Source organism: Saccharibacillus sp. JS10 (assembly GCF_024436065.1).
Classification (GTDB): Bacteria; Bacillota; Bacilli; order Paenibacillales; family Paenibacillaceae; genus Saccharibacillus.
This window is the reverse complement of the sequence record NZ_JANFNS010000005.1, coordinates 52,102-74,976: the sequence shown is the minus strand read 5'-3', so window position 1 is coordinate 74,976 and position 22,875 is coordinate 52,102. Positions and strand designations below refer to the sequence as shown.

Annotated in this window: 16 protein-coding genes and 1 riboswitch; of the genes, 5 read left to right on the top strand and 11 right to left on the bottom strand. The window is 45.0% G+C overall.

Going from position 1 to position 22,875, the window contains the following annotated elements; genetic code table 11:
• The first annotated feature begins 224 nt into the window (after positions 1-224).
• Entirely contained in the window at positions 225-1,388 is a 1,164-nt protein-coding gene (locus NOM90_RS15285) for a hypothetical protein (protein ID WP_255943167.1), read from the top strand.
• Positions 1,389-1,472: 84 nt separating this feature from the next.
• Positions 1,473-2,114 carry a peptidylprolyl isomerase PrsA family protein gene (locus tag NOM90_RS15280; protein WP_255943166.1) on the top strand — a complete coding sequence of 214 codons (642 nt, stop codon included), beginning with the start codon at positions 1,473-1,475 and terminating at the stop codon, positions 2,112-2,114.
• A gap of 399 nt (positions 2,115-2,513) precedes the next feature.
• Here NOM90_RS15280 and NOM90_RS15275 read toward each other — a convergent pair whose 3' ends face one another.
• From NOM90_RS15275 to NOM90_RS15230, 10 genes are all read right to left on the bottom strand, one after another.
• Entirely contained in the window at positions 2,514-3,587 is a 1,074-nt protein-coding gene (locus NOM90_RS15275) for a hypothetical protein (RefSeq protein WP_255943165.1), read from the bottom strand.
• 6 nt (positions 3,588-3,593) lie between these two features.
• Positions 3,594-5,420 carry an HSP90 family protein gene (locus NOM90_RS15270; protein ID WP_255943164.1) on the bottom strand — a complete coding sequence of 609 codons (1,827 nt, stop codon included), beginning with the start codon at positions 5,418-5,420 and terminating at the stop codon, positions 3,594-3,596.
• Positions 5,421-5,594: 174 nt separating this feature from the next.
• Positions 5,595-6,896: a pyrimidine-nucleoside phosphorylase gene (locus tag NOM90_RS15265; protein WP_255943163.1), complete on the bottom strand. Its 1,302-nt coding sequence runs from the start codon at positions 6,894-6,896 to the stop codon at positions 5,595-5,597.
• A 40-nt stretch (positions 6,897-6,936) separates the two neighbouring features.
• Complete coding sequence (gene deoD, locus NOM90_RS15260) at positions 6,937-7,644, bottom strand: purine-nucleoside phosphorylase (protein WP_255943162.1); 708 nt, start codon at positions 7,642-7,644, stop codon at positions 6,937-6,939.
• 241 nt (positions 7,645-7,885) lie between these two features.
• Positions 7,886-9,067: a phosphopentomutase gene (gene deoB / locus NOM90_RS15255; RefSeq protein WP_255943161.1), complete on the bottom strand. Its 1,182-nt coding sequence runs from the start codon at positions 9,065-9,067 to the stop codon at positions 7,886-7,888.
• Between the two features lie 74 nt (positions 9,068-9,141).
• Positions 9,142-10,332, bottom strand: coding sequence for a NupC/NupG family nucleoside CNT transporter (locus NOM90_RS15250; protein ID WP_255943160.1), 1,191 nt, complete (start codon positions 10,330-10,332; stop codon positions 9,142-9,144).
• A gap of 176 nt (positions 10,333-10,508) precedes the next feature.
• Complete coding sequence (locus NOM90_RS15245; RefSeq protein ID WP_255943159.1) at positions 10,509-10,916, bottom strand: cytidine deaminase; 408 nt, start codon at positions 10,914-10,916, stop codon at positions 10,509-10,511.
• 24 nt (positions 10,917-10,940) lie between these two features.
• Positions 10,941-11,606 carry a deoxyribose-phosphate aldolase gene (gene deoC / locus NOM90_RS15240; protein WP_255943158.1) on the bottom strand — a complete coding sequence of 222 codons (666 nt, stop codon included), beginning with the start codon at positions 11,604-11,606 and terminating at the stop codon, positions 10,941-10,943.
• A 202-nt stretch (positions 11,607-11,808) separates the two neighbouring features.
• Entirely contained in the window at positions 11,809-12,804 is a 996-nt protein-coding gene (locus tag NOM90_RS15235; RefSeq protein WP_255943157.1) for a hypothetical protein, read from the bottom strand.
• Between the two features lie 43 nt (positions 12,805-12,847).
• Positions 12,848-12,939, bottom strand: a riboswitch (cyclic di-GMP riboswitch).
• 96 nt (positions 12,940-13,035) lie between these two features.
• Complete coding sequence (locus tag NOM90_RS15230) at positions 13,036-13,974, bottom strand: DNA-binding transcriptional repressor DeoR (protein WP_255943568.1); 939 nt, start codon at positions 13,972-13,974, stop codon at positions 13,036-13,038.
• 125 nt (positions 13,975-14,099) lie between these two features.
• Here NOM90_RS15230 and NOM90_RS15225 point away from each other — a divergent pair, with 125 nt between their 5' ends.
• The 3 genes from NOM90_RS15225 (at position 14,100) to NOM90_RS15215 (ending at position 22,274) form a co-directional block, all read left to right on the top strand.
• Positions 14,100-14,999 (top strand): 4'-phosphopantetheinyl transferase family protein, encoded by a 900-nt coding sequence (locus NOM90_RS15225; RefSeq protein WP_370866626.1) that lies wholly within the window; start codon positions 14,100-14,102, stop codon positions 14,997-14,999.
• Between the two features lie 33 nt (positions 15,000-15,032).
• The gene (locus NOM90_RS15220) at positions 15,033-21,812 is read left to right on the top strand and encodes a non-ribosomal peptide synthetase (protein ID WP_255943155.1); all 6,780 of its coding nucleotides are present in this window, start codon (positions 15,033-15,035) and stop codon (positions 21,810-21,812) included.
• 117 nt (positions 21,813-21,929) lie between these two features.
• Positions 21,930-22,274, top strand: a complete 345-nt coding sequence (locus NOM90_RS15215) for a hypothetical protein (RefSeq protein WP_255943153.1) — start codon at positions 21,930-21,932, stop codon at positions 22,272-22,274.
• Between the two features lie 135 nt (positions 22,275-22,409).
• Here the strand turns inward: NOM90_RS15215 and NOM90_RS15210 are convergent, their stop codons facing one another.
• Positions 22,410-22,670 carry a GlsB/YeaQ/YmgE family stress response membrane protein gene (locus NOM90_RS15210; protein ID WP_255943151.1) on the bottom strand — a complete coding sequence of 87 codons (261 nt, stop codon included), beginning with the start codon at positions 22,668-22,670 and terminating at the stop codon, positions 22,410-22,412.
• Between the last annotated feature and the right edge of the window lie 205 nt (positions 22,671-22,875).

Genomic DNA, 22,875 nt, shown 5'->3' with positions numbered 1-22,875 from the left:
TACTAAAAAAATTGTGTGTTAAGATTTTTACTAAGTTGAATATTTGATCCGGCGCTGGAGAATATAATAATAACTTAATTTTATTTGGAAAAAAAATTAATTGAATTTTGTAATGAGTTAGATATCTTTAACAGATTCATATTCATACAAAAAGAAAAAAATTTTAAAAACTTCAATTTAAGATTCTTAATTTCATATCTAAAGTATATTTGGGAGGTTCTTTTATGAGAAAATTTGGATTGTTTTTTGTTGCAGGAGCTATTAGTTTATCTCTTCCATTTTCCACACAAGCCGCAGCAACAGAAAATAAACTATCTGTGCAATATGATCAGCAAGCTACAGCCTCTAACAAAGATAGTAGCGCAACTGAACAGCAACTTAAATTGTTTAGCCAATCAATTGATTATAAAAATGCAGTTCGCGCTGATGGTTTAAACAAAGAACAAATTGTGAAACAAAATTTAGAAGATGGAATGAACCCACAAGATGCAGAATACTACGCTAAACTTGATATCTTGGTAAATCAGTTTGAGGCATCTGATTTAACATTTGATTATGCGAAAGCAAAAATTCTAAGCGAAGAATATGTGCGTAGCCATCCAGAAGAAATGAAAAAGGGCATATTTGAGTTAAACCCAGATGTTTGGAAGACAACATTAGTATATGATTACAAAGCAAGGGCTCAGGGTGAGCAAGATACCATTCGAATACAAAATCAAAACAAAGAATTTCTTGCAAAAAGCTCTATCGCAGGAGAAGGTTCGACCATAACTATTAAATATCCCAACGGTAGCCGGCTTACGACTACAGAAAAGCTTGAAAGAGAAGCTCCTATCGATCCAGCTGAATTAGAGTCTAATGATTCATTATCAACACAAAGTATTACGGCTTCATCAACGGGTTATTCCATGACGCCTCGAATCGCAGGTCCTTGGTCAGATGCTTCTTCTTATAACTTAATCGAAATGCTTTACTCAGGAATACAGTCAAAAAGTTACGAATCGCGTTGGTCACAAGGATCCTCGAATTCAACGGTAATAAATGTACTTAAATTTCAGATTAAAAATAATGGATATGCTACTGCTCGACAACACTGGTCTACAACTTTCATGAGTTCTACCGGAGATGCAGGTGGAAATGGAATTATTGCTGAAACTAGAGCGCCAGTATCCACATACTCTACGAATACCTCTGGAAAAGTAGTATTTGGTCCAAATCAAGTTTTACAAGGTTACACACAAGCACGTTTTGAAAGTAAAGCTAAATTCAAAGCGGATGCTCAAGCTTTAGGGACAGAGTTTGCTGCTGGTCAGTTGTTTAGTCAGTATGCAATTCAAGAAGTAGATGGTACAGGATTTATTGCTAATTTTGTAGGAGTAACAAATTGATTTAAAACCAAAACAGGGTTAGCTTGTTTCCTTCAAGCTAGCCCTGTTATAATTATTATTTGTAATTGGAAAGGGATGAGAGAATTGAAAGGAAAAATTACCACCTATATTTTAGTTTTTTTTCTTCTTTTGACTGCATGTGTGCAAGAAAATGATTCTTCAGTTGCTGCTACATCCTCTAACGAAAATATAACTCTTACACCTAAAAGCGTTAGCGTTCGAGAGCCAATAGAAGGAACGGCTTCTTTAGAGGAAATGATAGCACAATCATTAAATAATATATATTCTGTTTCCATTAGAGATAGTTTGAAAATTCAAGAAAGAGTAAAAGAAGATGATATAACCTTCTCAAGTTTTACTTTTTCCCACCACGATATCATATATTATGGCGTTACCTCTGCTTGGGAAAATGATAGCAAATGGTTTAAATTGAGCATGAATGTTTACAAAAATTTTGAAGATCAACCTGCTAGCATTATTAAATTTTCAGGTGAGGCAATGTTGCCAAATCAAAATAAAAGAAAACAATCTTATCAAATGATCTATGGATATCTTAACAATAAAGATATTAAAAGAGTCATAGTTCGTTATAAAGGTGGAAAAATTTCTGTTATTCAAATAGGACAAAATCAAAAGGTTTACATGGATTATAATTTGATTCCACAAGAAGTTCTAGATGTTCAACTTCAAGATGAGAAAGGTAAAGTCATTTTAAAAGAAGAGTAAAGTTAAAATTTTACGCAAACATATATAACAAAAATTACCGGTGGGAATTTAATCTCAATCCAACCTAATTATACTCATGAATTAATGAATATTTTTTTCGGAAAAAGTGAAAAGCAATAATCATTAAAAGCAAATGGATTGTTTATAGTTTTAAGCAGATGACTAAGCGAATAATAGCGTTCTTGCCGATCCTCCAAATAAGAGAGAGCAATATGACTTGATCATCTCATATAACATTAACTAAAAATTTATAAGGTTATCTGAATATTTTTATTGTAGAAGCAAGCTTATTATAGTTGCTTCTTTTTTAATTAGATAAGAAATGCACTTCGGAAGCTTATGCTATAGTTTAACACGCGACCGAAACCAATCTCTCCCGGAGTCTTTTCGCTTCCCGTGTCACCCTCGCTCAGCCAGGATACGTTGTCCATGTTGAGTATGGAAGTCGTTCCCGTTCCGTTTATCGAGCGCACTCGCGATAGCAAAAGCTTGTTCTTCCAATTGACCTTGCAGATCAGCCACACGGTCGATTAACGGATAGAAAGAAGAAGAAGGCGGTAGACTCAGCGCTACCGATTCATCCGTTTTTTGCAGCTTGCTAAGTAGCGCTGCCGCATTCCAGAAAAACAGCATCCGAGCAACCGGATCTTCCGCCGATTCCGCTTGCGGCAGATGACGCTCCAGCAGCGGCAAAGCGCGCTGCGGATCGACAACCGACAAGTAGCCGATATGATCGCCGTACTGACGGACAAACTTCGCATGATTGCCAAGCATCGAATAACTTCGACGCTGCATTTCTTCCGCTTCTTCGGAGCGACCCAGACGATGCAACGGCATCAACAATCCAGGCAGCGTCATCTCGGGAACTTCCGCGCAAGCTTTGCGACCTTCGATAATCGGTTTTGCTTTTTTTAGAGCTTTCTCATCTTCTTGCAGCAGGTTCAAATAGTGAACTTCTTCATCCAGCTCGCAAGCCGTGCAGTCGCTCATACTGTCTCTTTTGAGCGTACGGAACTGTTTTAAGCATTCGCCGGCTTTTTCCATATCGCCCATGCCCATCGCCAAACGGAAATAGTAATACCAATACGTGCGATCGCTAACCCCGTATTCAAGATAACGCCGACGCAAGTCTTCCAGCAGCGAAAAAATCTGTTCAGTAGGCACTTCCGCGAAAGACGGCACATCGTCGATAATCCATTTGTAATTCCACATCAGCGTTTGCGAATCAAAAGCTTCCGGGTTACGGTCGTATTGACCCAGCTGCCACGAATAAGCCACGATAGCTTTAAGCGGGAATCCACCGAAGCTTGCGGCTTCTACAAGAGCTTCGCGTGCTTCATAACCGGCTTCGACATCTCCCTCCAAGTCGGCAAGTTCCGCCGCTTTTTCAAGCAATGCCACTTTCGCTGCACCGTTAGGCAAAAAATAAGATTCATCCATTAACTGTTCAAAGTCCATATCGTTATGTTCCATAGCTGATTATTCTCCTTTCTCAGATCCCATGCTCCAATCGATCAAAGACAAAATGCCTTGGTTCAGTAGAGCAAGCTCGGGGCGACTCATCGGATAATGACCCATCATGAGGGCATTGGCGTATAACATTTCAATCAAAGTCTGCAAACGGCTTGTCGGTTCTCCGGTAAACAACCGTTCCACGACAGGATTATTCAAGTTGAGATACAAAATCGAATACGAGCTTGCTCCGTCTTGTAATGACTGACTGAGACTACCGAGTACGGAAGAAAAAGCTTGCGTGCTTTGCTCGCTCGCACGTTCGATCGAACGCAGCGTTGCGGCTTCTTCCGGTAACGTGAACAAAGCCGGCAGTTCTTCGGGGTTGAAACGCTTGAGCATCACACGGCAGCGGAAGCGTTGCAAGGTGAGATCGGCACTACGCAATGTTTGCAGCGTGGCGGAACGTTCTTCGGCATTCAGGTCCGCAAAAGAAAGCGATACGTCTTCAGGCAATAAGCGGCGTAGATCGACTTGCGGAAGAAGAATAGCAAGTGATTGCAGCAGTTCGGCTTCATAAATATAACCGCCGTTAATGACCAACATCGATTGCGCCGAAGCCACATGGCGAAGCTGACGATAATGATCGAGCGCTACCGTATAATACAGCGTACGTTTTTCGTCAATAAGCTCACCTAGCGTTTTGTGCCCGTATGTACTTTCGAAAGGCAACCAGCGATGAATCATCAAATAAAACTGATCGTCTTGCACCGCCAAGTTTTTCATCGATAACGCATGAAGATCGACAATACGCTGCAATCGGTTAGGCGACTGCTCGCTAATTGTAATCAATTCGTTGCGGATACATTGCCCTAATTCGCCGCGTACTTGTTCCAATAACTCATTTTCGTAAAAATGTTCACGCGAAGCTGTCGGTTGCAGTTCATCGGTCCAAATCAAGCATTTTACGAAAAATGCCCAATCCGGCAAAATATTGTCCGCGGCTTCGGAGATCAGCATCCGCTTAAGATACACTTTGTGCGAACGTTTGGCATTCAGATTCACCGCGTGCGGCAAAATATAAGCAATCCCGCCTGTACGTCCATTGGATGTGCGCAGTGGAATAAAATCGCGGAATTTTTCACCTAGCATCCGTTCTCCAAAACTCAGCACGTCATCGGAATACGAATTTGCCAGTTCCGGGTTCAAAATCCAAGCCGGTACATCCGGGTTGATCTGTTGTTCGACTCCGTTTGCCGACAAAATAATCGGATAAGGAAGAAGCGCGCCGTAATGCAGCAGATCAAGTTCTACCGATTCTTTTTCAAAATAAAAATCCGTATCCGGTTTGCAGCGCAAATAAACCTTGGTTCCTGTCGTGAGCGAAGTCTCCAATTTGCGGATACTGTACGTTCCGTCCGGCTTACCGCGCCATTCGATCGAAGGGCCGCCAGAAGCCGATTGCGTCAACATCACGATCTCATCGCTTACCATAAAGCAAGACAGCAGACCGATTCCGAATCGCCCGATAAACGAAGTTTCGCCGAGCAATTCGGTTCCGTTTCGTTTGGAAGAATGACCGATCATCGCGAGAAACTCGTGTACATTTTCTTCGGTCAAACCGATTCCGTTGTCTTGAATGACTAAGGTAGATTGTGCGCCTTCGCCAGCGAGTTCAACAAACACTTCGCCGCGATGCGAAGGATCGACATCCATTCTTGCGGTGATCGCATCGGTCGCATTTTGTAGCAATTCACGCAAAAACACACGCGGGCTGCTGTACAAATGATTCGATAAAATATCGATCATTCCGCTCAAATTCACCTGAAAGCGATATTCCTGCGAATCAGACATATGTATTCCTCCTTGAAATTTCGATCTCAAACTTCTACTTTTATTTTAGCTCGCTGTTTATGAATTTCCAAATTTGAGAACAAGATTGCGACTTTCGTTACAACAAAAAGACGTTTTTCCCAGATGATCTAGGAAAAACGCCCTGTAAGCTTGATGCAACCTTTTTCGAAAAAGTTATTCCGTTACGGTACCGTAAATGAGTGTAGGAGCTTCAGCGCTGTCCGCAATCGAGATTGCAGCCAGAATCTTCTCGCGTACGTTATCGACATCTTCGCTGTTCGCGTGGATCGTCACTAACGATTCGCCTTCTTGAACCGCTTCGCCGACTTTTTTATTCAGCATCAGACCGACAGCAAGATCGATTTCCGATTCTTTAGTCGCGCGACCTGCGCCAAGCCACATTGCAGCGACGCCGATCTCATCCGCTACGATCTGCGAGACAACGCCGCTGCGCGGAGCCGGAACTTCGATCTTGTAAGCCGCTTGCGGCAAGCGCTCTGGATGATCGACCACCGAAGCGTCGCCGCCTTGATTGGCAAGGAAATCGCGGAATTTATCCAGCGCTTTGCCGTTGGCAATCACTTCGCGCAGTTTGCTTTCGGCATCTTCGAGCGAAGAAGCTTTGCCTGCGAGGAAGACCATCTGGCTGCCCAGTGCCATACACAGGTCTTCCAGATCTTTAGGGCCTTGACCTCGGAGCGTATCGATTGCTTCTTGCACTTCCAAAGCATTACCGATTGCAGCGCCCAGCGGTTGGCTCATATCGGAAATAACAGCCATTGTACGGCGGCCGACATTGTTACCGATCGATACCATCGCATGAGCGAGGTCTTTGGAGCCTTCGATCGTTTTCATAAATGCGCCAGCGCCCGTTTTCACGTCCAGTACAATCGCGTCGGCTCCGGCTGCGATCTTTTTGCTCATAATCGAGCTTGCGATCATCGGAATCGAATTGACTGTCGCCGTAACGTCGCGGAGTGCGTATAGCTTTTTGTCGGCTGGAGTCAAGTTGCCGCTTTGACCGATAACCGCGATTTTATGTTCGTTCACGAGTTTTACGAATTCTTCGTTCGTGATTTCAACGTGGAACCCTTTTACCGCTTCAAGCTTATCGACGGTACCGCCTGTATGACCAAGTCCGCGACCCGACATTTTTGCCACGGGTACGTCCAGCGCCGCAACGAGAGGAGCGAGAACGAGCGTCGTCGTGTCGCCTACACCGCCTGTGGAGTGTTTGTCGACTTTGACGCCTTCGATCGCGGACAGATCAATCGTATCACCGGAATGAACCATCGCCATCGTCAGATCCGCACGTTCGCGGTCGTTCATATCTTGGAAAAAGACCGCCATCGAAAAAGCGCTGACTTGATAATCCGGAATTTCGCCTTTGGTATAACCTTCTACAATAAAGTTGATTTCTTCGGTGCTCAGTTCTTTGCCGTCCCGTTTTTTCTCGATCAAGTCTACCATTCTCATCCTGATCCGCCTCGCTTTCATTATCAATGATGTTGAAAAATTACAAGGTAATAGCGGTCTCCAAAGCGATTTCCATCATATCGTTGAAGGTCGATTGACGTTCTTCGGATGTCGTTTCTTCGCCAGTGATCAAGTGATCGCTAACGGTCAAAATAGTCAGTGCGTTCACGCCGAATTTCGCGGCAAGCGAATACAAAGCCGTTGTTTCCATTTCAACGCCGAGTACGCCGTATTCCATCAGCTTCGTCGTAACAGTCTTGTCGTCGCGATAGAAGATATCGGAACTTAAAATGTTGCCGACATGCACGTTCAGCCCTTTTTCGACAGCGCGCTCGTAAGCTTCTTTCAACAGACCGAAGCTTGCGATCGGAGCGAAGTCGAAACCAGGGAACGTGTTACGGTTCATACTGGAATCTGTGCAAGCGGCTTGTGCCAAGATGACGTCGCGGACACGAACGCTTTCTTGCATACCGCCGCAAGTACCGACGCGGATCAAGTTTTTCACGCCGTATTGGCTGATCAGTTCGTTGGCATAGATTGCGAACGAAGGGATACCCATACCGGAACCTTGAACCGAGATGCGTTGACCTTTGTAAGTTCCTGTGAAACCGAGCATGCCGCGAACTTGGTTGTATTGAACCACGTCTTCGAGATAGGTGTCGGCGATGAATTTCGCGCGGAGCGGGTCGCCTGGGAGCAGGATCGTTTCGGCGATGTCGCCGACTTTAGCTTCGATGTGTACACTCATTGTTTGAAAACCTCCGTTATGGTGAGTTGAGTTAAGTTGGTGTTATAGGTGGCGCTGCGAATAGGATGGGTCTGCGATCGCCGTTATTTTTCAAATGCGAACACTTCGTTTCTCCGACTCCATCCTATTCTTCGCTGGGCTAGAACTGGGCGGAGCGGAGATAGAAGAAACTATTCGTGTTTTGGTTTTTTGGGTGTGAAAAAATCAAAAGATAAAACTTAAAATCCAAAGATCGAATTGCTTATTTAAGGTCGCTCAAGAAACTGGTGCCGTATTCCGGAGCTTTGACGCCGAAGTTTTCGGCGACGGTCGCTGCGATATCGGCGAATGTGCTGCGCACAGGAAGCTTAGTGCCGCCGTTTTTGAAGCTTGGCGAGTACATCAGCAGCGGTACGTATTCACGGGTATGGTCGGTGCCGCGATACGTTGGGTCGTTACCGTGGTCGGCGGTGATGATCAGCAGATCTTCATCCGTCATTTGTTCAAAGACTTCCGGCAAACGAGCGTCGTACTCTTCCAGTGCTTGACCGTAACCTTGCGGATCGCGGCGGTGTCCGAACAGGGCATCGAAATCGACCAGATTCAAGAAGCTAAGACCGTGGAAAGGTTGCTTCATTTCTTCGACCAATTTATCCATGCCGTCCATATTCGAGACGGTACGCACGGACTTGGTTACGCCTTCGCCGTCGTAGATATCCGCGATTTTGCCAAGCGCGATCACATCAAGCCCGCCGTCTTGCAGTTCGTTCATCGTCGTACGACCGAAAGGCTTAAGGGCATAGTCATGGCGACCTGCGGTACGCTTAAACGCTCCCGGCTCGCCAACGAATGGACGTGCGATGATGCGACCGAGCATGTACGGATCTTCAAGCGTGATCTCACGGCAAAACTCGCAAATTTCATAGAGTTCTTTCAGCGGGACGATATCTTCGTGAGCGGCAACTTGAAGCACGGAGTCAGCCGATGTGTAGACAATCAGTGCGCCGGTCTTCATATGCTCTTCGCCTAGCTCATCCAGAATTTCCGTACCGCTTGCCGGTTTGTTGCCAATCACTTTGCGTCCCGTTTTTTCTTCGATACGCTGGATCAATTCATCGGGGAATCCGTCTGGGAATACGCGGAACGGCGTATCGATATAAAGCCCCATGATTTCCCAGTGCCCGGTCATCGTGTCTTTACCGCGCGAAGCTTCTTGCATTTTAGTGTAGTAAGCGAGAGGTTGATCGACTTTAGCGACCCCTTGGACTTCTTCGATATGGGATAATCCCAGTTTCGCCATATTCGGCATGTTCAGACCGCCCATTTCGCGAGCGATATGACCGAACGTATCGACGTCGAAATCATCGAACTCTGCGGCATCCGGCGCTTCGCCGATTCCGACCGAGTCCATTACGATCAAGTGAATCCGTTTAAATGTAGACATAGTAGAAACTCCTTTCAGATCAGAAAATCTTATTCTACACCTTTTTAAACGCTTTTTCACGACTCAGATAGCGTTTAAATAAATAAGCCTGCAATAATTGCGGACAACATACTGACTAGAGTTGCGCCATACAGTAATTTTAAGCCAAAACGAGCTACGACATTCCCTTGTTTTTCATGCAAACCTTTTACTGCTCCGGCAATAATGCCAATCGAAGAGAAGTTCGCAAACGAGACCAAGAACACAGACACAATCCCGATTGTGCGATCGCTCAACGTACCTGCGTTGATCAACGTTTGCAGATTGACCATCGCTGCGAATTCGTTCGTCATCAGCTTGGTTGCCATAATGCCGCCTGCTGTCACCGCTTCGTTCCACGGAATACCCATAATGAAAGCAAAAGGCGAGAAGACGTAGCCGAGCATCTCTTGGAACGAAATCCCGAAGATCGCGGCGAAAATTCCGTTCAACATCGCAATCAAAGCGACAAAACCGATCAACATCGCAGCCACGATAATCGCGACTTTAAATCCGTCCATGATGTATTCGCCGAGCATTTCGAAAAACGATTGTTTTTCTTCTTCTTGAACTTCCAAAATATCTTCGTTTGGTTCGACTTTGTACGGATTGATGATCGAAGCGATAATGAATCCGCCAAACAAGTTGAGGACAAGTGCTGTAACGACAAACTTTGGCGGAATCAGTCCCATATAAGCGCCGACGATCGACATCGATACGGTAGACATTGCCGAAGCGCACAGCGTGTACAGGCGGTTAGCCGGCAGCAATCCGATTTGTTTTTTGACAGAAATAAAGACTTCCGATTGACCCAATACCGCCGAAGCGACTGCGTTGTAAGATTCCAGCTTGCCCATTCCGTTGATTTTGCTCAGTACCAACCCGATATAGCGGATGATAAAAGGCAATACGCGGATATACTGCAAGATCCCGATCAATGCGGAGATGAACACGATAGGCATCAATACGTTTAAGAAAAAGATCGAAGCTTTATTTTCCAGCAAGATGCCTCCGAACACAAAACCGATACCTTCGGTTGCATATTCCAGCAGCGTTTCGAACGTGGTCGCAAAGATACGAATCAATGTAGTACCCAGTACGGTATTAAGCAGTAAAAAGGCAAGTACGGCTTGCAAAACGACCATGACAATCAGCGGGCGATAACGAATTTTGGTGCGACCGTTGCTTGCAAGAAAAGCAAGCCCGAAGACGACGACCAAACCGATTAGAGCGATAACAATGTGCATACAGAAAACTCTCCTGACCGATAATTTTTTGATGAAAGATGAAGCGTTTACAAAAATAGTTTGAAAAGGAGAAAACAAACAAAAAGGATCGAATAGAGGAGAAGCTAGTATAAAAACGACTTCCCACTATTCGGATATCCATTAAGCTCATATCGTGATAAAAATTGGAATGCCGATTACGCTTTGTCCATGTCTTTGGCTTGGAAATAACCCGGAAGCAGCGTCGACATCGTCCACTCTTCAGTGTTGCCGTGAAGATTCGTGAGATAAATGACGGTATGCTCGTCCGCGAACTCCGCGATCACTTGACGGCAAGCTCCGCATGGAGAGACAGGGCCTTCGGTATCGGCAACGACCGCGATCGCTTCAATCCGGCGAATCCCTTCGGAAGCCGCTTTGAAAATGGCTGTGCGCTCTGCGCAATTCGTTAAGCCAAAAGACGCGTTTTCAATATTGCAACCAGAGTAGACTTTACCTTCTGCGAATAAGGCAGCTCCGACTTCAAAATGAGAATACGGAACGTAAGCACTGTTGCGAGCTGCAATTGCGGCTGCGATCAATTCTTCCTTTTTAGCGTGGCTCATTGTAAGCCCTCCCGGTCATCCAGATTAGTATGAAGAATCCGATTTTTCGCCTTGCATAATTTTTACGCCGGAGCTTGCTCCGATTCGCGTAGCGCCTGCTTGAATCATCTTTTCCATATCTTCACGGCTGCGCACGCCGCCGGAAGCTTTAACACCAACCGTTGGTCCTACTGTTTTACGCATCAATGCGATGTCTTCCACTGTAGCTCCGCCTGTGGAGAATCCAGTCGAAGTTTTGACGAAGTCTGCACCTGCGCGAACCGACAATTCGGAAGCCAATACTTTTTCTTCGTCAGTCAGCAAACAAGTCTCGATGATCACCTTAACCAGAGCTTCGCCTGCCGCTGCTTCAACAACTGCGCGTACATCGCGTTCAACTTGCTCAACGTTGCCGCTTTTCAGTGCGCCGATATTGAGAACCATATCGATTTCGTGAGCTCCTTTTTGAATCGCGTCGCGAGTCTCGAACGCTTTGGTTTCGGAAGTGGATGCTCCAAGAGGGAACCCGATTACCGTGCAGACTTTTACAGGTGTACCTGTCAGTCGTTCAGCAGCAAAAGCAACCCAAGTCGGGTTCACGCATACCGAAGCGAACGTATACATTTTGGCTTCTTCAATCAGCTTTTCGACTTCGACTTGTGTCGCGTCAGCTTTCAATAAAGTATGGTCAATCATGGATGCAAGATTCATCGTAAATCTCTCCTTCAAGTGTAGAATTACTGCTATCATAACATGTGTATGAACAAATGCAAAATGTATGTTGAAATTTTGTTCATGTGTACCGCACACATGCTGCAAACCCAATAACTTAAAGCTCAAAAAGTAAAAAAACACATGAAAAAAGCCTGATTTCTATGTCGCTCCGGTCAACATAGAATTCAGGCTATTGAATTTACTTTTTGCGAGCTGTCGCTTTAGGAAGGGATGTCCGTATCTTTTTGGACGATTTCACAGCTGCGCCAGTCTGAGAGGCTTGGTTTTTCGAAGGTTGTACAGACTTTGCCACGCTTGCTTTCTGCAATTTTTTCCAGCCCTCGTAATCATGCACCGCAAAACCTGCAAAGCTCGGGCTGCTCCCAAGAGCTTGACGAACGGTTTCAAGTTGACTGTTCAAAAAAGGCGCACCTTCTTCGTAAAAGGTAACTTGAGGGGTCTCGCTGGAAGGGTTCGTCTCGACTGCAATCCGCAAAGGCTTGCCGAGCTTTTCCGCTTCCGCCAATTGCGTTTTGGCAACTTCAATAATTTGCGCACCGGAATCGCGATAAGCCATGATCGTAACGCCGTCGAAGCGATCGATCATCCATGAACTGAGTGTTCGATTTTCATCAGGCATCTGATGTTCATGGAACCAAAAAGGAATATCCGCTTCTGCGCGCAAACTCAGACTTTTTGCACCTTGAAGAATAATTTGAGTCGAACTTTTCCAACTTCTCAGCAAAGCTTCTCGATCACTTTCCCATTGAGGAAGCAGATAAGGTTCGACATCGATATGGATACCCGCAAATTTTTCGTCTTTTTTTGCTGAAGCTTGATAAGCCGATAACCAATTTACAAAAGCTTGTGGCAAGCTGCGGTCTGTTGCCCAAGCCGGCGCGCCGTCTAGCGCGTAGACTTGAATCTGTTTTGCCGAAGCTTTGCGAATAAACGTAGTGTAATCGGAAATCTCCATCTCAGCATCAATCTGTAGATATAAAGTCGAAATTTTATTGGATACCGCGAAAGTGAGCAAATCGTCGGATGAAGCCCGCAATGACCAAGGATTCCATACCCAAGTCGAAAACTGATCTTGTTCACGCGCTTGAGCATGAGAAGTTCCGAAAGAACTTGTTGTCCAAGCCAGAAGTAAGCAGAAAACAAGGCAGCGGGAAAACGTATGGCGTGTATTCATGATGTTTCTTCACCTTTCGATTCATCCGCAAATCAGGTCCGAAATCGGCAACCCGGCTACCGTGACCGTCCGGAGAACGGTGTTAGGCCCGTAGCTTTGCGTCTTCGCTTTTCAACGAATTTGCCCTGTATAGGATAAGAAATAGACAAACGAATAAGATCGTTTGTTTGGAAGATGCAGCGCCATAAAAAAAGCTGCACGATATTTTTATCGGCAGCTTGGCGGTGAAATTTAATCAGCAAGTAAGGAAAGTGCAGTAAATTGATCCGTAATCAAAATATTGGCGTATCGACCGGTCAAAGCTGCACGAATTGCGCGAATCTTACGAGGACCTCCAGCGACCAAAATTGATCGTTCTTTGCGGCGTAATTCGGATAAGTCGATCCCTACCGTGCGGTCGTTGATTTCTTCGCTACAAATCTGTCCACGATCGTCAAAAAATCGCGAGCAAATATCGCCTGCACCGACGGCTTGAAGTTGTTGTCTTTGTTGCTCGTCAAAATACCCCAATCGGAATAACAACGCGTCTTCCTCAACGGTTCCGACCGTAAACACCGCGATATTCGCTTGGCGACCGAGTTCGATAATTCGCTGAATATGCCGATCTTCTTCGACCATCTTTTTCAGTTCAATCCGGTCGAAAATAACAGGAAGCGGCAAATACCTGGCAACGGTTCCGAAAGCTTCCGCGAATAAATTCGCAGTTTCCGCCGCATAAGTAGGAACTTGCGAATGACTGACTCCACCTTTGAGTTGGACAATCTCGACCCCACGTAATGGTTTATGCCGAAGCTCAAGAGCGAGCGCGTACATCGTCGTTCCCCATGTAATGCCGATAATATCGCCGTCTTGAACATTTTCTTCCAAATACTCGGCAGCGGCTGTCGCTACTCTTGTGCGAATCTCTCGATACTCATTTTGTGGCGAATAACAGACCCGAGCCGTTTGGAGACCAAATTTTTGTGTCAACGCGATGCCGAGCGCATCGAGGTCTTCCAACGGATCGGCGATCGTGATCCGTACAAATCCGTTTTCTTTCGCATATTGAAGCAGTCTTGACACGGTTGGACGTGATACGCCGAGCCGAGTCGCAATATCTTGTTGACTATAGTCGGACAAATAATACAGCCGCGCGGCTTCGATGCTCAGGCGTTGTTTGTCCAGATCAATTTTGTCGGTCATGGTCGTCCCCTTGATTTTTTAAGGTTCATTATACGTGTCTAAACAAAGCTTTGCACGGAGAAAACGTATCCATCCAAAGGTTCATAAACAAAATTTTGGATTTAAAGGGGATAATGATACTATTTTCTTTAAAGTATTCGATTTACGGATTTATGTGCCGATATTGTGTAGGCATGCTTTTTTGGTATCATAGGGACAAAGAACGATTTGGATATTTAAGGAAGTGGCAAAGTATAGCGTTTTTAGTTCATCTGTATGACAAGAAAGGAGATGGAGCAATAGACATTTCTGCTGTTTTTTTGCCGACATGTATAGAAGAAAAAGAGTGGTTCAGTCTGATTTCATTGTTTTCTTCCGAGGCGCAAGTTGGAATTTCTCGTTTGGTTCGAAAAGAAGATCGTCAGCGTAAAGCCGTAGCCCATTTATTATCATCCGTAGTGCTTGGAGAACATACAGGAATGAACTATTCCGAGCTTGTTTTTCAGCGCAGTGCTTACGGTAAGCCTTATCTGGCGCATGATGAAGCCCCGAAGTTCAACGTATCCGGTTCAGGAGCTTGTGTCGTATGCGCGGTAGCGCCTACCGATGTAGGGATTGATGTCGAGCATATTTTGCCGCTGGAAGCTTCAACGATCAAATTGTTGCTAGGGATCGAATCGAATGAACATTCTGGAGTGAAGACGGACTTGGCGCCTCTAGAGATGGAGAGCTTTTATAAACGATGGACGATGTTGGAGAGCTGGCTTAAGGCTGAAGGAACCGGGCTGCATTCTCAATATCCGTTATCTTCCTTTAGTCCTAGGCAGATCGATGATGAGGCTCAGAAATTCGAGGTTGAAGCTCGGCAATCCCATCTAAAACCGTGGATCGTCGAATCCTATATACTTCAGCGTTCTTTATCCGAGCACTATGCGTTTTCTTTTTGCCGAAGACCTGAACAATATTGGAATAATCAAGTCGCAATCCTCGATCTACACGAGTTGATGCGGCAATTTCGTATGTGGGTATCCTGATAGACAAGATTGGGAAGGGGAACAAGATAAACGATGAATGTTGAATTAACAGACACTTCAAATTCTGTATGGTTAGAGTCATTACGAGCAGTAGAGGAAAAAACGTATCTATCTGGAGAAAGTTTGCCGCCTTCAAATGAAATCGGACAAGTGAATCAGCCATTCTCGTTACTCGATCCCACTTATCTACGCAGTGAAATTTTATCTGCCGCTTGGTCCGTTTTGTTGCAACGTTATTTGCGAAGCGAAGAACAAGCTTTTGTCTTTTACACGTCTGATTCTGTCCAAATGTTTCCGGTTTTAATCAAAGGCAAACATCATGATACATTCCGAACTCGAATCCAAACGATCACTCAGAACTTGAAGCAATCTAGAAAAATGCAAGCAACAGCTGAACAATTTGCTCGACTCTATACGTCAGGCAAGGTAGAACGTCCATATAATACGGGAATCGGCTTGAATATATCGGCTGTCGATGCGCAAATCTTGGAATCTTCGTCTTGCGATTTGTTTATCGAATTTTCCGGTTCGGATCAGATTCAAGCGTGTGCGTATTTCCGTAAATCAAGCTTCAGCGAAGAATTTGTCCAATCCGTATTGAATCATTTGCAAAGTATTTGTATTCGGATGATGGCTGCGCCAGATTCGTCAATCAGCGAAGAAGATTTATTGAGCGAATCGGAACGGCAACTATTGCTGCATGCCTGGAGCGGCGCACGAAAACCTTTTGAAATGAATAAGCCTGTTCATCACTGGATTTCAGAACGTGCCGCATTGGCACCGGATCAAGATGCTGTTGTGTATGAAGGGGGTACACTGAGTTACGGTGAATTGGATCGTCGTTCAGATATTTTGGCGAGTGAGCTGCGCAGCATGAATCTAGGAAGTGGGCAGGTTGTAGGTATTCTTGCACGTCCATCCGCCGAAATGATCTTGTCGATCTTGGCGGTGTTGAAGACGGGGGCTGCTTATTTACCTATTGATCCCGAATATCCAGCTGAGCGTATCCGTTTTATGTTAGAAGATAGCCAAGCCCCGCTATTGCTGTTGACTCCGCACATCGAACCACCTAGTCATTACACAGGGCATTCGATCAGAATCGATAACGATCGTCAATGGGACGAGCAGGTTGAACGATATATGCCTGGTGATATGAACGAAGCCGCTTATGTGATCTACACTTCAGGGTCTACAGGAAAGCCAAAAGGCGTCGTAGTCGAGCACCGATCGCTGATGAATTTTGCGAAGTGGCATATTCAGCAATTTGAGATTACTCCTCAAGATCGAAGTATCAAGTATGCGGGCTTTGGATTTGACGCGTCAGTCTGGGAGATCTTTCCGTATTTGATGTCTGGATCTGCGATCTATATGATTCCAGAAGAATTGCGCTTGGATCCGGAAGGCTTGAATACGTATTTTGACGTCAACGAAATCACGATTGCTTTTTTGCCGACTCAATTGTGCGAGCAATTTTTTGAATACGACAACCATTCGCTGCGGATTTTGTTAACAGGTGGAGATAAATTAAAAACATTCACTCCCCGTTCTTACGATTTGTACAATTGCTATGGCCCTACCGAAAATACGATTGTAACGAGTTTTCATTTGGTGACGCAGATGGAAGACAATATCCCGATTGGCAAACCGATTCGCGGTTCGCAAATTATGATCTTGGATACTTTTGGACATCTTCAGCCGATTGGTGTTGCAGGTGAACTCTGCGTCGCTGGAGACGGTCTGGCTCGCGGTTATCTCAATCGACCGGAATTAACCGAAGAAAAGTTTACCGTGCATCCTTACGTAGAAGGTGCTCGGATGTATCGTACAGGCGATTTGGCACGCTGGAAACGTGACGGCACGATTGAATTTCTCGGTCGTCTTGACCACCAAGTGAAAATTCGAGGATTTCGTATCGAGATCGGCGAGATCGAGCAGCGTATTTTGGAAAACGAACATGTTCAAGACTGCGTAGTTGTTGCGTCTCACGATGAATCCGGCGATGCGTTTTTGACCGCTTATATCCAGTCTGCGATTTCTCGCGATTATGCCGAATGGACAGACGAACTTTCGGTTACACTGCCCGATTATATGATTCCCGCTTACTGGGTTACCTTAGATCAACTTCCGGTTAACGCGAATGGGAAGATTGATCGCCGCGCATTGCCCAAGCCGCAAGTTCAAGTCGCAACGCAAGTTGAAGAACCGTCAAATGATAGGCAGCAACGACTCTATACGATCTGGAGCGAAGTTCTGGGACATGATCGATTTGGCGTATCGGATCGGTTTTTCGATATTGGAGGTCATTCGCTGCAAGCCGCGATTCTTCGAGCGAAGATTGAGCATGTATTTGGTGCCAGATTTACGATTCGCGAATTATTCGAATATACGACCATTAAGTTGCAAGCCGATCAGATTGCGGAGCGCAGAGTAGAGCACGATCAGGTTTTATCGACGTTGCCGTCTCTTTCGCCTGCTTTGCCAGCTATCCATTATCCCACTTATCCGGCTCAAACTCGATTGTTTTTGATTGAGCAGATGGAGGGTGCAGGGACGGCTTACAACGCTCCGGTATTGCTACGTGTGCAAGGGGAATTGGATCTGCCGCGTTTGGAAAAAACGCTTCAAACGATGGTTGAGCGGCATGAAGCGCTGCGTACTTCGTTTGAACTTCGTGGTGAACAGATTATCCAGCAGATTCATCCACAAGTTACTTTGAAGCTCGCGGTATCCCAAGCAGAAGAGAAAAGTATTCATGCAGTAATGGATACTTTTGTACGTCCTTTTGACCTTAGCCAAGCTCCGCTGATGAGAGCAGGAGTCGTGTCCTGCGATAGCGATTTGCATTTTATTATGCTTGATTTTCATCATATTGCGGTTGACGGTGTGTCGATGCACCTGTTTTTCGAAGAATGGTCACAATTGTATCGCGGAAAGTCTCTGGAAGATCCAGCGCTACAATTCAAAGATTTTTCGGTCTGGTACAGACAGGATGCTGCCGCGTTCATCCGCCAACATCAGCTTGACTACTGGCAGAAGCGTTTGGCGGGAGAATTGCCGATGCTTCAACTTCCGACAGACAAACCAAGAAGCGAAAAACAAAGTTTCCGTGGGGCGACGTTGCATTATGAGATTGATGCTCAGCTGCATACTGGGTTGAAGAGGTTGGCAGAGCGCACGGATTCCACGCTCTTTATGGTAATGTTAGCAACTTACGGAACATTATTGTCGCGGTATAGCGGTCAAGAAGACGTAATTGTAGGTGTGCCAGTAGCCAACCGTAGCCAAGAAGAAGTTCATTCGATTATCGGAATGTTCGTCAATACATTGCCGATGCGAACGTACCCGGAGCAACAAAAGACTTTCGCCGAATATTTAAGTGAAGTCAAAAGCGAGCTGCTTCGTGCTTTTGATCATCAAGAATATGAGCTGGGGGAACTCGTTAAAGAATTGAATATTCCGCGTATTGCTGGACGAAGCCCTTTATTCGATACAATGTTCGTGATGCAAAATACAGGTCGCTTATTCCCGCAATTGGAAGGCGTACAAACGACGCTAGAGCATTACGCGCCGGCTATTGCCAAATACGATCTGATGCTTGACGTGACAGAAAATGATACAGGAATTGTAGTGGATTTCCAATATTGCAGCGACTTGTTCGAGGCGTCGACGATTGAACGTCTTGCTGAACATTATATGCAATTGCTGCGTTCGGCCGTGGAAAATGAGCATATGAAGTTACCTGCACTTCCGATGTTGAGTGCAACTGAGCAGCATAAGCTGGTCATTCAATTGAACGATACGACTTCGGAGTATGATCGCAGTCTGACTATTCAAGCCGCTTTCGAGCAACAAGCTATGCAGCAACCGAACAGTATTGCAATAGTGTTTGAAGATCAGTCGCTGACGTATGCAGAACTTAATGAAAAAGCAAATTCTTTAGCGTATACGCTGATTGAACAAGGCGTGACTCCCGATCAATTGGTTGGCTTGATGCTGGATCGCTCTCCAGAAATGATTATAGGGCTACTCGGTATTTTAAAAGCCGGCGGTGCCTATGTTCCGATCGATCCTGAATATCCTGAAGATCGGATTCGCTACATGATGGAAAATAGCGGCTCTGATTTATTGCTGACTCAGCGGCATCTTGCTCATAAATTGCAGTTTGCAGGCAAAGTTCTGTGTATAGACGAGGCAAAAGCCTATTCGCAATATACAGACAATCCAGAGCCACGCTCTAAACCAAGCGACCTGCTTTACGTGATTTATACGTCTGGAACGACAGGGCGTCCAAAAGGGGTCATGTTGGAGCATCGCAATATGATGAATTTAATTCATTACGAATATACGCAGACCAATATCGATTATCGCGAGCGAGTGCTGCAATTTACAACGCTGAGTTTCGATGTATGTTCGCAAGAAATTTGGTCGACGTTACTTGCTGGCGGCACATTATGTATGATTCGTAGTGAGATGCGCCGCGAAGTCGGACAATTATTGTCTTTTATCGAGCAGCAGCAAATTAGTGTTTTGTTTATGCCGGTCTCGTTTTTGAAATTTATTTTGAGTGAAAAAGAATACGAAGAACAGTTTCCAACCTGTATTCGTCATATCGTCACGGCTGGCGAACAGCTGGTCGTACCGGAAAAATTCCAAGACCATCTGCGTCGTCACGGTATCTTTTTGCATAATCATTACGGCCCTTCGGAAACCCATGTTGCAACCGCACATACCGTATATCCGTCTGAAGATATTCCTGAATTGCCACCCATCGGCAGACCGATAGCCAACACGCGGATTTATTTGCTTAATTCAGCTTTGCATGTGCAACCTCAAGGCGTCGCAGGTGAACTGTATATTGCTGGCGAATGTGTAGGCAGAGGATATTATAATCAACCGGAGTTGACCGAAGAACGTTATTTGGCAGATCCTTTTGAGCAAGGTAGTATCATGTACAAAACAGGAGACCTGGCACGGTGGACTCCCAATGGTGAATTGGAGTTTTTGGGTCGATTGGATCATCAAGTGAAGATACGGGGTTTCCGAATCGAATTAGGCGAGATCGAAACAGCTTTATTGGAGCATGAATCGGTCAAAGAAACGATTGTGCTGGCAAAAGAAGACGCGGCAGGCGGCAAATATCTATGTGCTTATGTAGCTTCGCCAACAATCGCTCATCAGCGAGAGCTACGCGAACATCTTGCGCATCGGCTGCCGGATTATATGGTTCCGTCTTATTTTGTATCGATGGACAAAATGCCGCTGACGCCTAACGGCAAAATTGATCGTCGTGCTCTGCTTGAGCCGAAGCTTGATGAAATAGGGTCAGGCACGGAATATGAAGCTCCGCAAAACGAAATCGAGCAGCAGATCGCAGAGGTATGGCAGCGAGTTTTAGGCATTGGACGTATCGGTCGGCAAGATAACTTTTTCGAATTGGGCGGTCACTCACTGAAAGCCGCAGTAATGGTCGCACGTCTACAAGAGCACTTCGAACTGAGTATCAACGATGTGTTTGAACATCAAGTGTTGGCAGAGCTTGCGAACGTGATTAAGCCAGCATCCAATCGGATCGTAGAAAAGCTTGCCGAATTAAAAGAAGCTTATCTTGTCCAGCGTGAAGATACATTAGCGGAGGTTCGCCAAGCCTATATGGAACGAGTGAAGCAAGACGTAAACTCGGTTGATCTCACAAAACTTCGCGGTTATCGCAATGTATTATTGACCGGGGCGACAGGGTATGTAGGGATTCATTTGCTTTATGATATGCTGACACGTACCGATTGGGAGATCTTTGTCGTCGTACGTGGAGACAATGATGAACAAGCTTATCGCCGCGTGCAACATAAGTTGAAGTTTTATTTTGGCGAACAAGCTTTGACTCTTACAGAAGATCGGCTGCATGTATTACATGGCGATTTGTCTGAAGAACGGATAGGTCTTTCAGAAGAAGCTTATACGCAATTGCAACAAGAAATCGATGTCATTGTTCATGCTGCGGCTACAGTGAAGCATTATGGCAATTACGATGATTTCAAGCGGCATAATGTCGAAGCGACTGAGCAATTATTGCAACTTGCGGATAGTGCACGCCGTAAAGATTTCCATCATATTTCTACGCTTGGTGTAGCCACAGGTATCGTCGACGGTCAGAAACAAGCCTTTTTCGGAGAATATGACTTAGATCTAGGGCAACGATACGAAAATTATTACGCCAAAACTAAATTTGAAGCCGAAGAACTTGTGATCGCCGCGAGGGCAAAAGGAATACAAACCAGCATTTATCGTTTAGGTAACGTCGTCTTCCATTCGAAGACTGGACGTTTCCAAGAAAATATCGGTGAAAATGCGTTTTATACGATGATGCAGTCGTTTTTGACGCTAGGTATTGTGCCCGAACTTTCTCCAGATACCGACTTTTCATATGTAGATGGAATTAGTGCTTCGATCTTGCTGCTGATGCAGCCGGAACAATTACAAAATCAAATTTTCCATTTGCTGAATCCGCACTTGGAAAGTATGTATCGGATTTTGACGACGAAAAATCTTGGATACGAAGTAAAGCCGCTGAAATTCGCAAAATTTGTCGACGAGTTAACGCAGAAGTTTGAAAGCGGCGAATCGCGTGTCGAAATCGATAAAATTATGCTGCATTACGGCTGGTTGGAAAGCGCACAAATCCAAACTTCTTTTGAAATTCCTTGTCAGCTCACGGTTTCTTATCTGGAGCAACTCGGATTCCAATGGAAAGCAATCGATGATATATTGATTTCCAAGATGATTGACTATGCTAAATCGACAGGGTTTTTAAAGTAACATTTGAATCTAAGAGAAGCACTTTAATGAAGAAATACAAAATTTTTCTTTAGATTCGACATTTTTTTTAGTATACTAAAAGTTGAAGGCACATATATGAATCAAGGGGGATTTTCCATGTTTAAGGTTGAATATTTTCCAGACCTGAATCGTCTTGTATGCACCGTGGAAAGTATCACGATGGATGAAGTCGAACCTTACCATACCGAATACAAAGCTCAGCTGGCGAAAACGAAACCAGGATTTACCGGTTTGACCGACCTGAGCAAAGGAAAGTTGTTCACACAAGAAGTAGCAGTAGCTTTGTCTCCCCTTGGCGAACTATCTGTAGAAAAAGGGCTTAAAAAATGGGCATATTACACAGGTTCCGGAATATCGAAAATGCAAATGCAGCGGATGTTTGGCGATATCGTTAAATCATTCCCTGAACTTGACGAAGCATTAGCGTATTTGAATGAATAATCTAAAACTTTCTTAATGAACTGAAAAGCAAAAAGAGCGCACTCCGTGGTAACGGGATGCGCTCTTTTTGTGTCTGGCACGAATACATTCGATCTAAATCAAGTGTATTCGTACCAGCTAGACGTTGGATTTCGATTAGGCTCTGTTACGGCGACCCATCGAACGCATGATCAGGCTGACAACCGCTACCAGAACGATCGCACCGATTAATGCTGGAATGATGTAGAATCCGCCTGTCTCAGGACCCATTTCGCCCAAGATTACTCCGCCTAACCAACCGCCGATGAAACCAGCGACGATGTTCCCGATGATGCCACCAGGAATGTCTCTGCCCACGATAAGACCGGCCAACCAACCGATAACCCCACCGATAATTAAGGACCAGATAATACCCATTTTGTATCGCCTCCGTTATGTGTTTTGTTTGCTTCAAATACAACTTAACCTTCTAGCAAGCATTTGAATAATATCTTGAAAATTTAATTTTGAAACATTTTTTTAGTTACATTTTGGTAATCATTGTTTACTTTATTGGGCTTCAAAAGTGATTCAAGAGGTAAAAAAACGGGTTATTGCGATATCCGCAACAACCCGTTCATAT

Bases quoted from the DNA above. Each gene is read 5' to 3' on its own strand.
- NOM90_RS15275 (WP_255943165.1), bottom strand. From the start codon at position 3,587: ATGGAACATAACGATATGGACTTTGAACAGTTAATGGATGAATCTTAT.
- NOM90_RS15220 (WP_255943155.1), top strand. From the start codon at position 15,033: ATGAATGTTGAATTAACAGACACTTCAAATTCTGTATGGTTAGAGTCA.
- NOM90_RS15250 (WP_255943160.1), bottom strand. From the start codon at position 10,332: ATGCACATTGTTATCGCTCTAATCGGTTTGGTCGTCGTCTTCGGGCTT.
- deoC (WP_255943158.1), bottom strand. From the start codon at position 11,606: ATGAATCTTGCATCCATGATTGACCATACTTTATTGAAAGCTGACGCG.
- NOM90_RS15245 (WP_255943159.1), bottom strand. From the start codon at position 10,916: ATGAGCCACGCTAAAAAGGAAGAATTGATCGCAGCCGCAATTGCAGCT.
- NOM90_RS15215 (WP_255943153.1), top strand. From the start codon at position 21,930: ATGTTTAAGGTTGAATATTTTCCAGACCTGAATCGTCTTGTATGCACC.
- NOM90_RS15285 (WP_255943167.1), top strand. From the start codon at position 225: ATGAGAAAATTTGGATTGTTTTTTGTTGCAGGAGCTATTAGTTTATCT.
- deoD (WP_255943162.1), bottom strand. From the start codon at position 7,644: ATGAGTGTACACATCGAAGCTAAAGTCGGCGACATCGCCGAAACGATC.
- NOM90_RS15235 (WP_255943157.1), bottom strand. From the start codon at position 12,804: ATGAATACACGCCATACGTTTTCCCGCTGCCTTGTTTTCTGCTTACTT.
- deoB (WP_255943161.1), bottom strand. From the start codon at position 9,067: ATGTCTACATTTAAACGGATTCACTTGATCGTAATGGACTCGGTCGGA.
- NOM90_RS15265 (WP_255943163.1), bottom strand. From the start codon at position 6,896: ATGAGAATGGTAGACTTGATCGAGAAAAAACGGGACGGCAAAGAACTG.
- NOM90_RS15210 (WP_255943151.1), bottom strand. From the start codon at position 22,670: ATGGGTATTATCTGGTCCTTAATTATCGGTGGGGTTATCGGTTGGTTG.
- NOM90_RS15225 (WP_370866626.1), top strand. From the start codon at position 14,100: ATGATACTATTTTCTTTAAAGTATTCGATTTACGGATTTATGTGCCGA.
- NOM90_RS15270 (WP_255943164.1), bottom strand. From the start codon at position 5,420: ATGTCTGATTCGCAGGAATATCGCTTTCAGGTGAATTTGAGCGGAATG.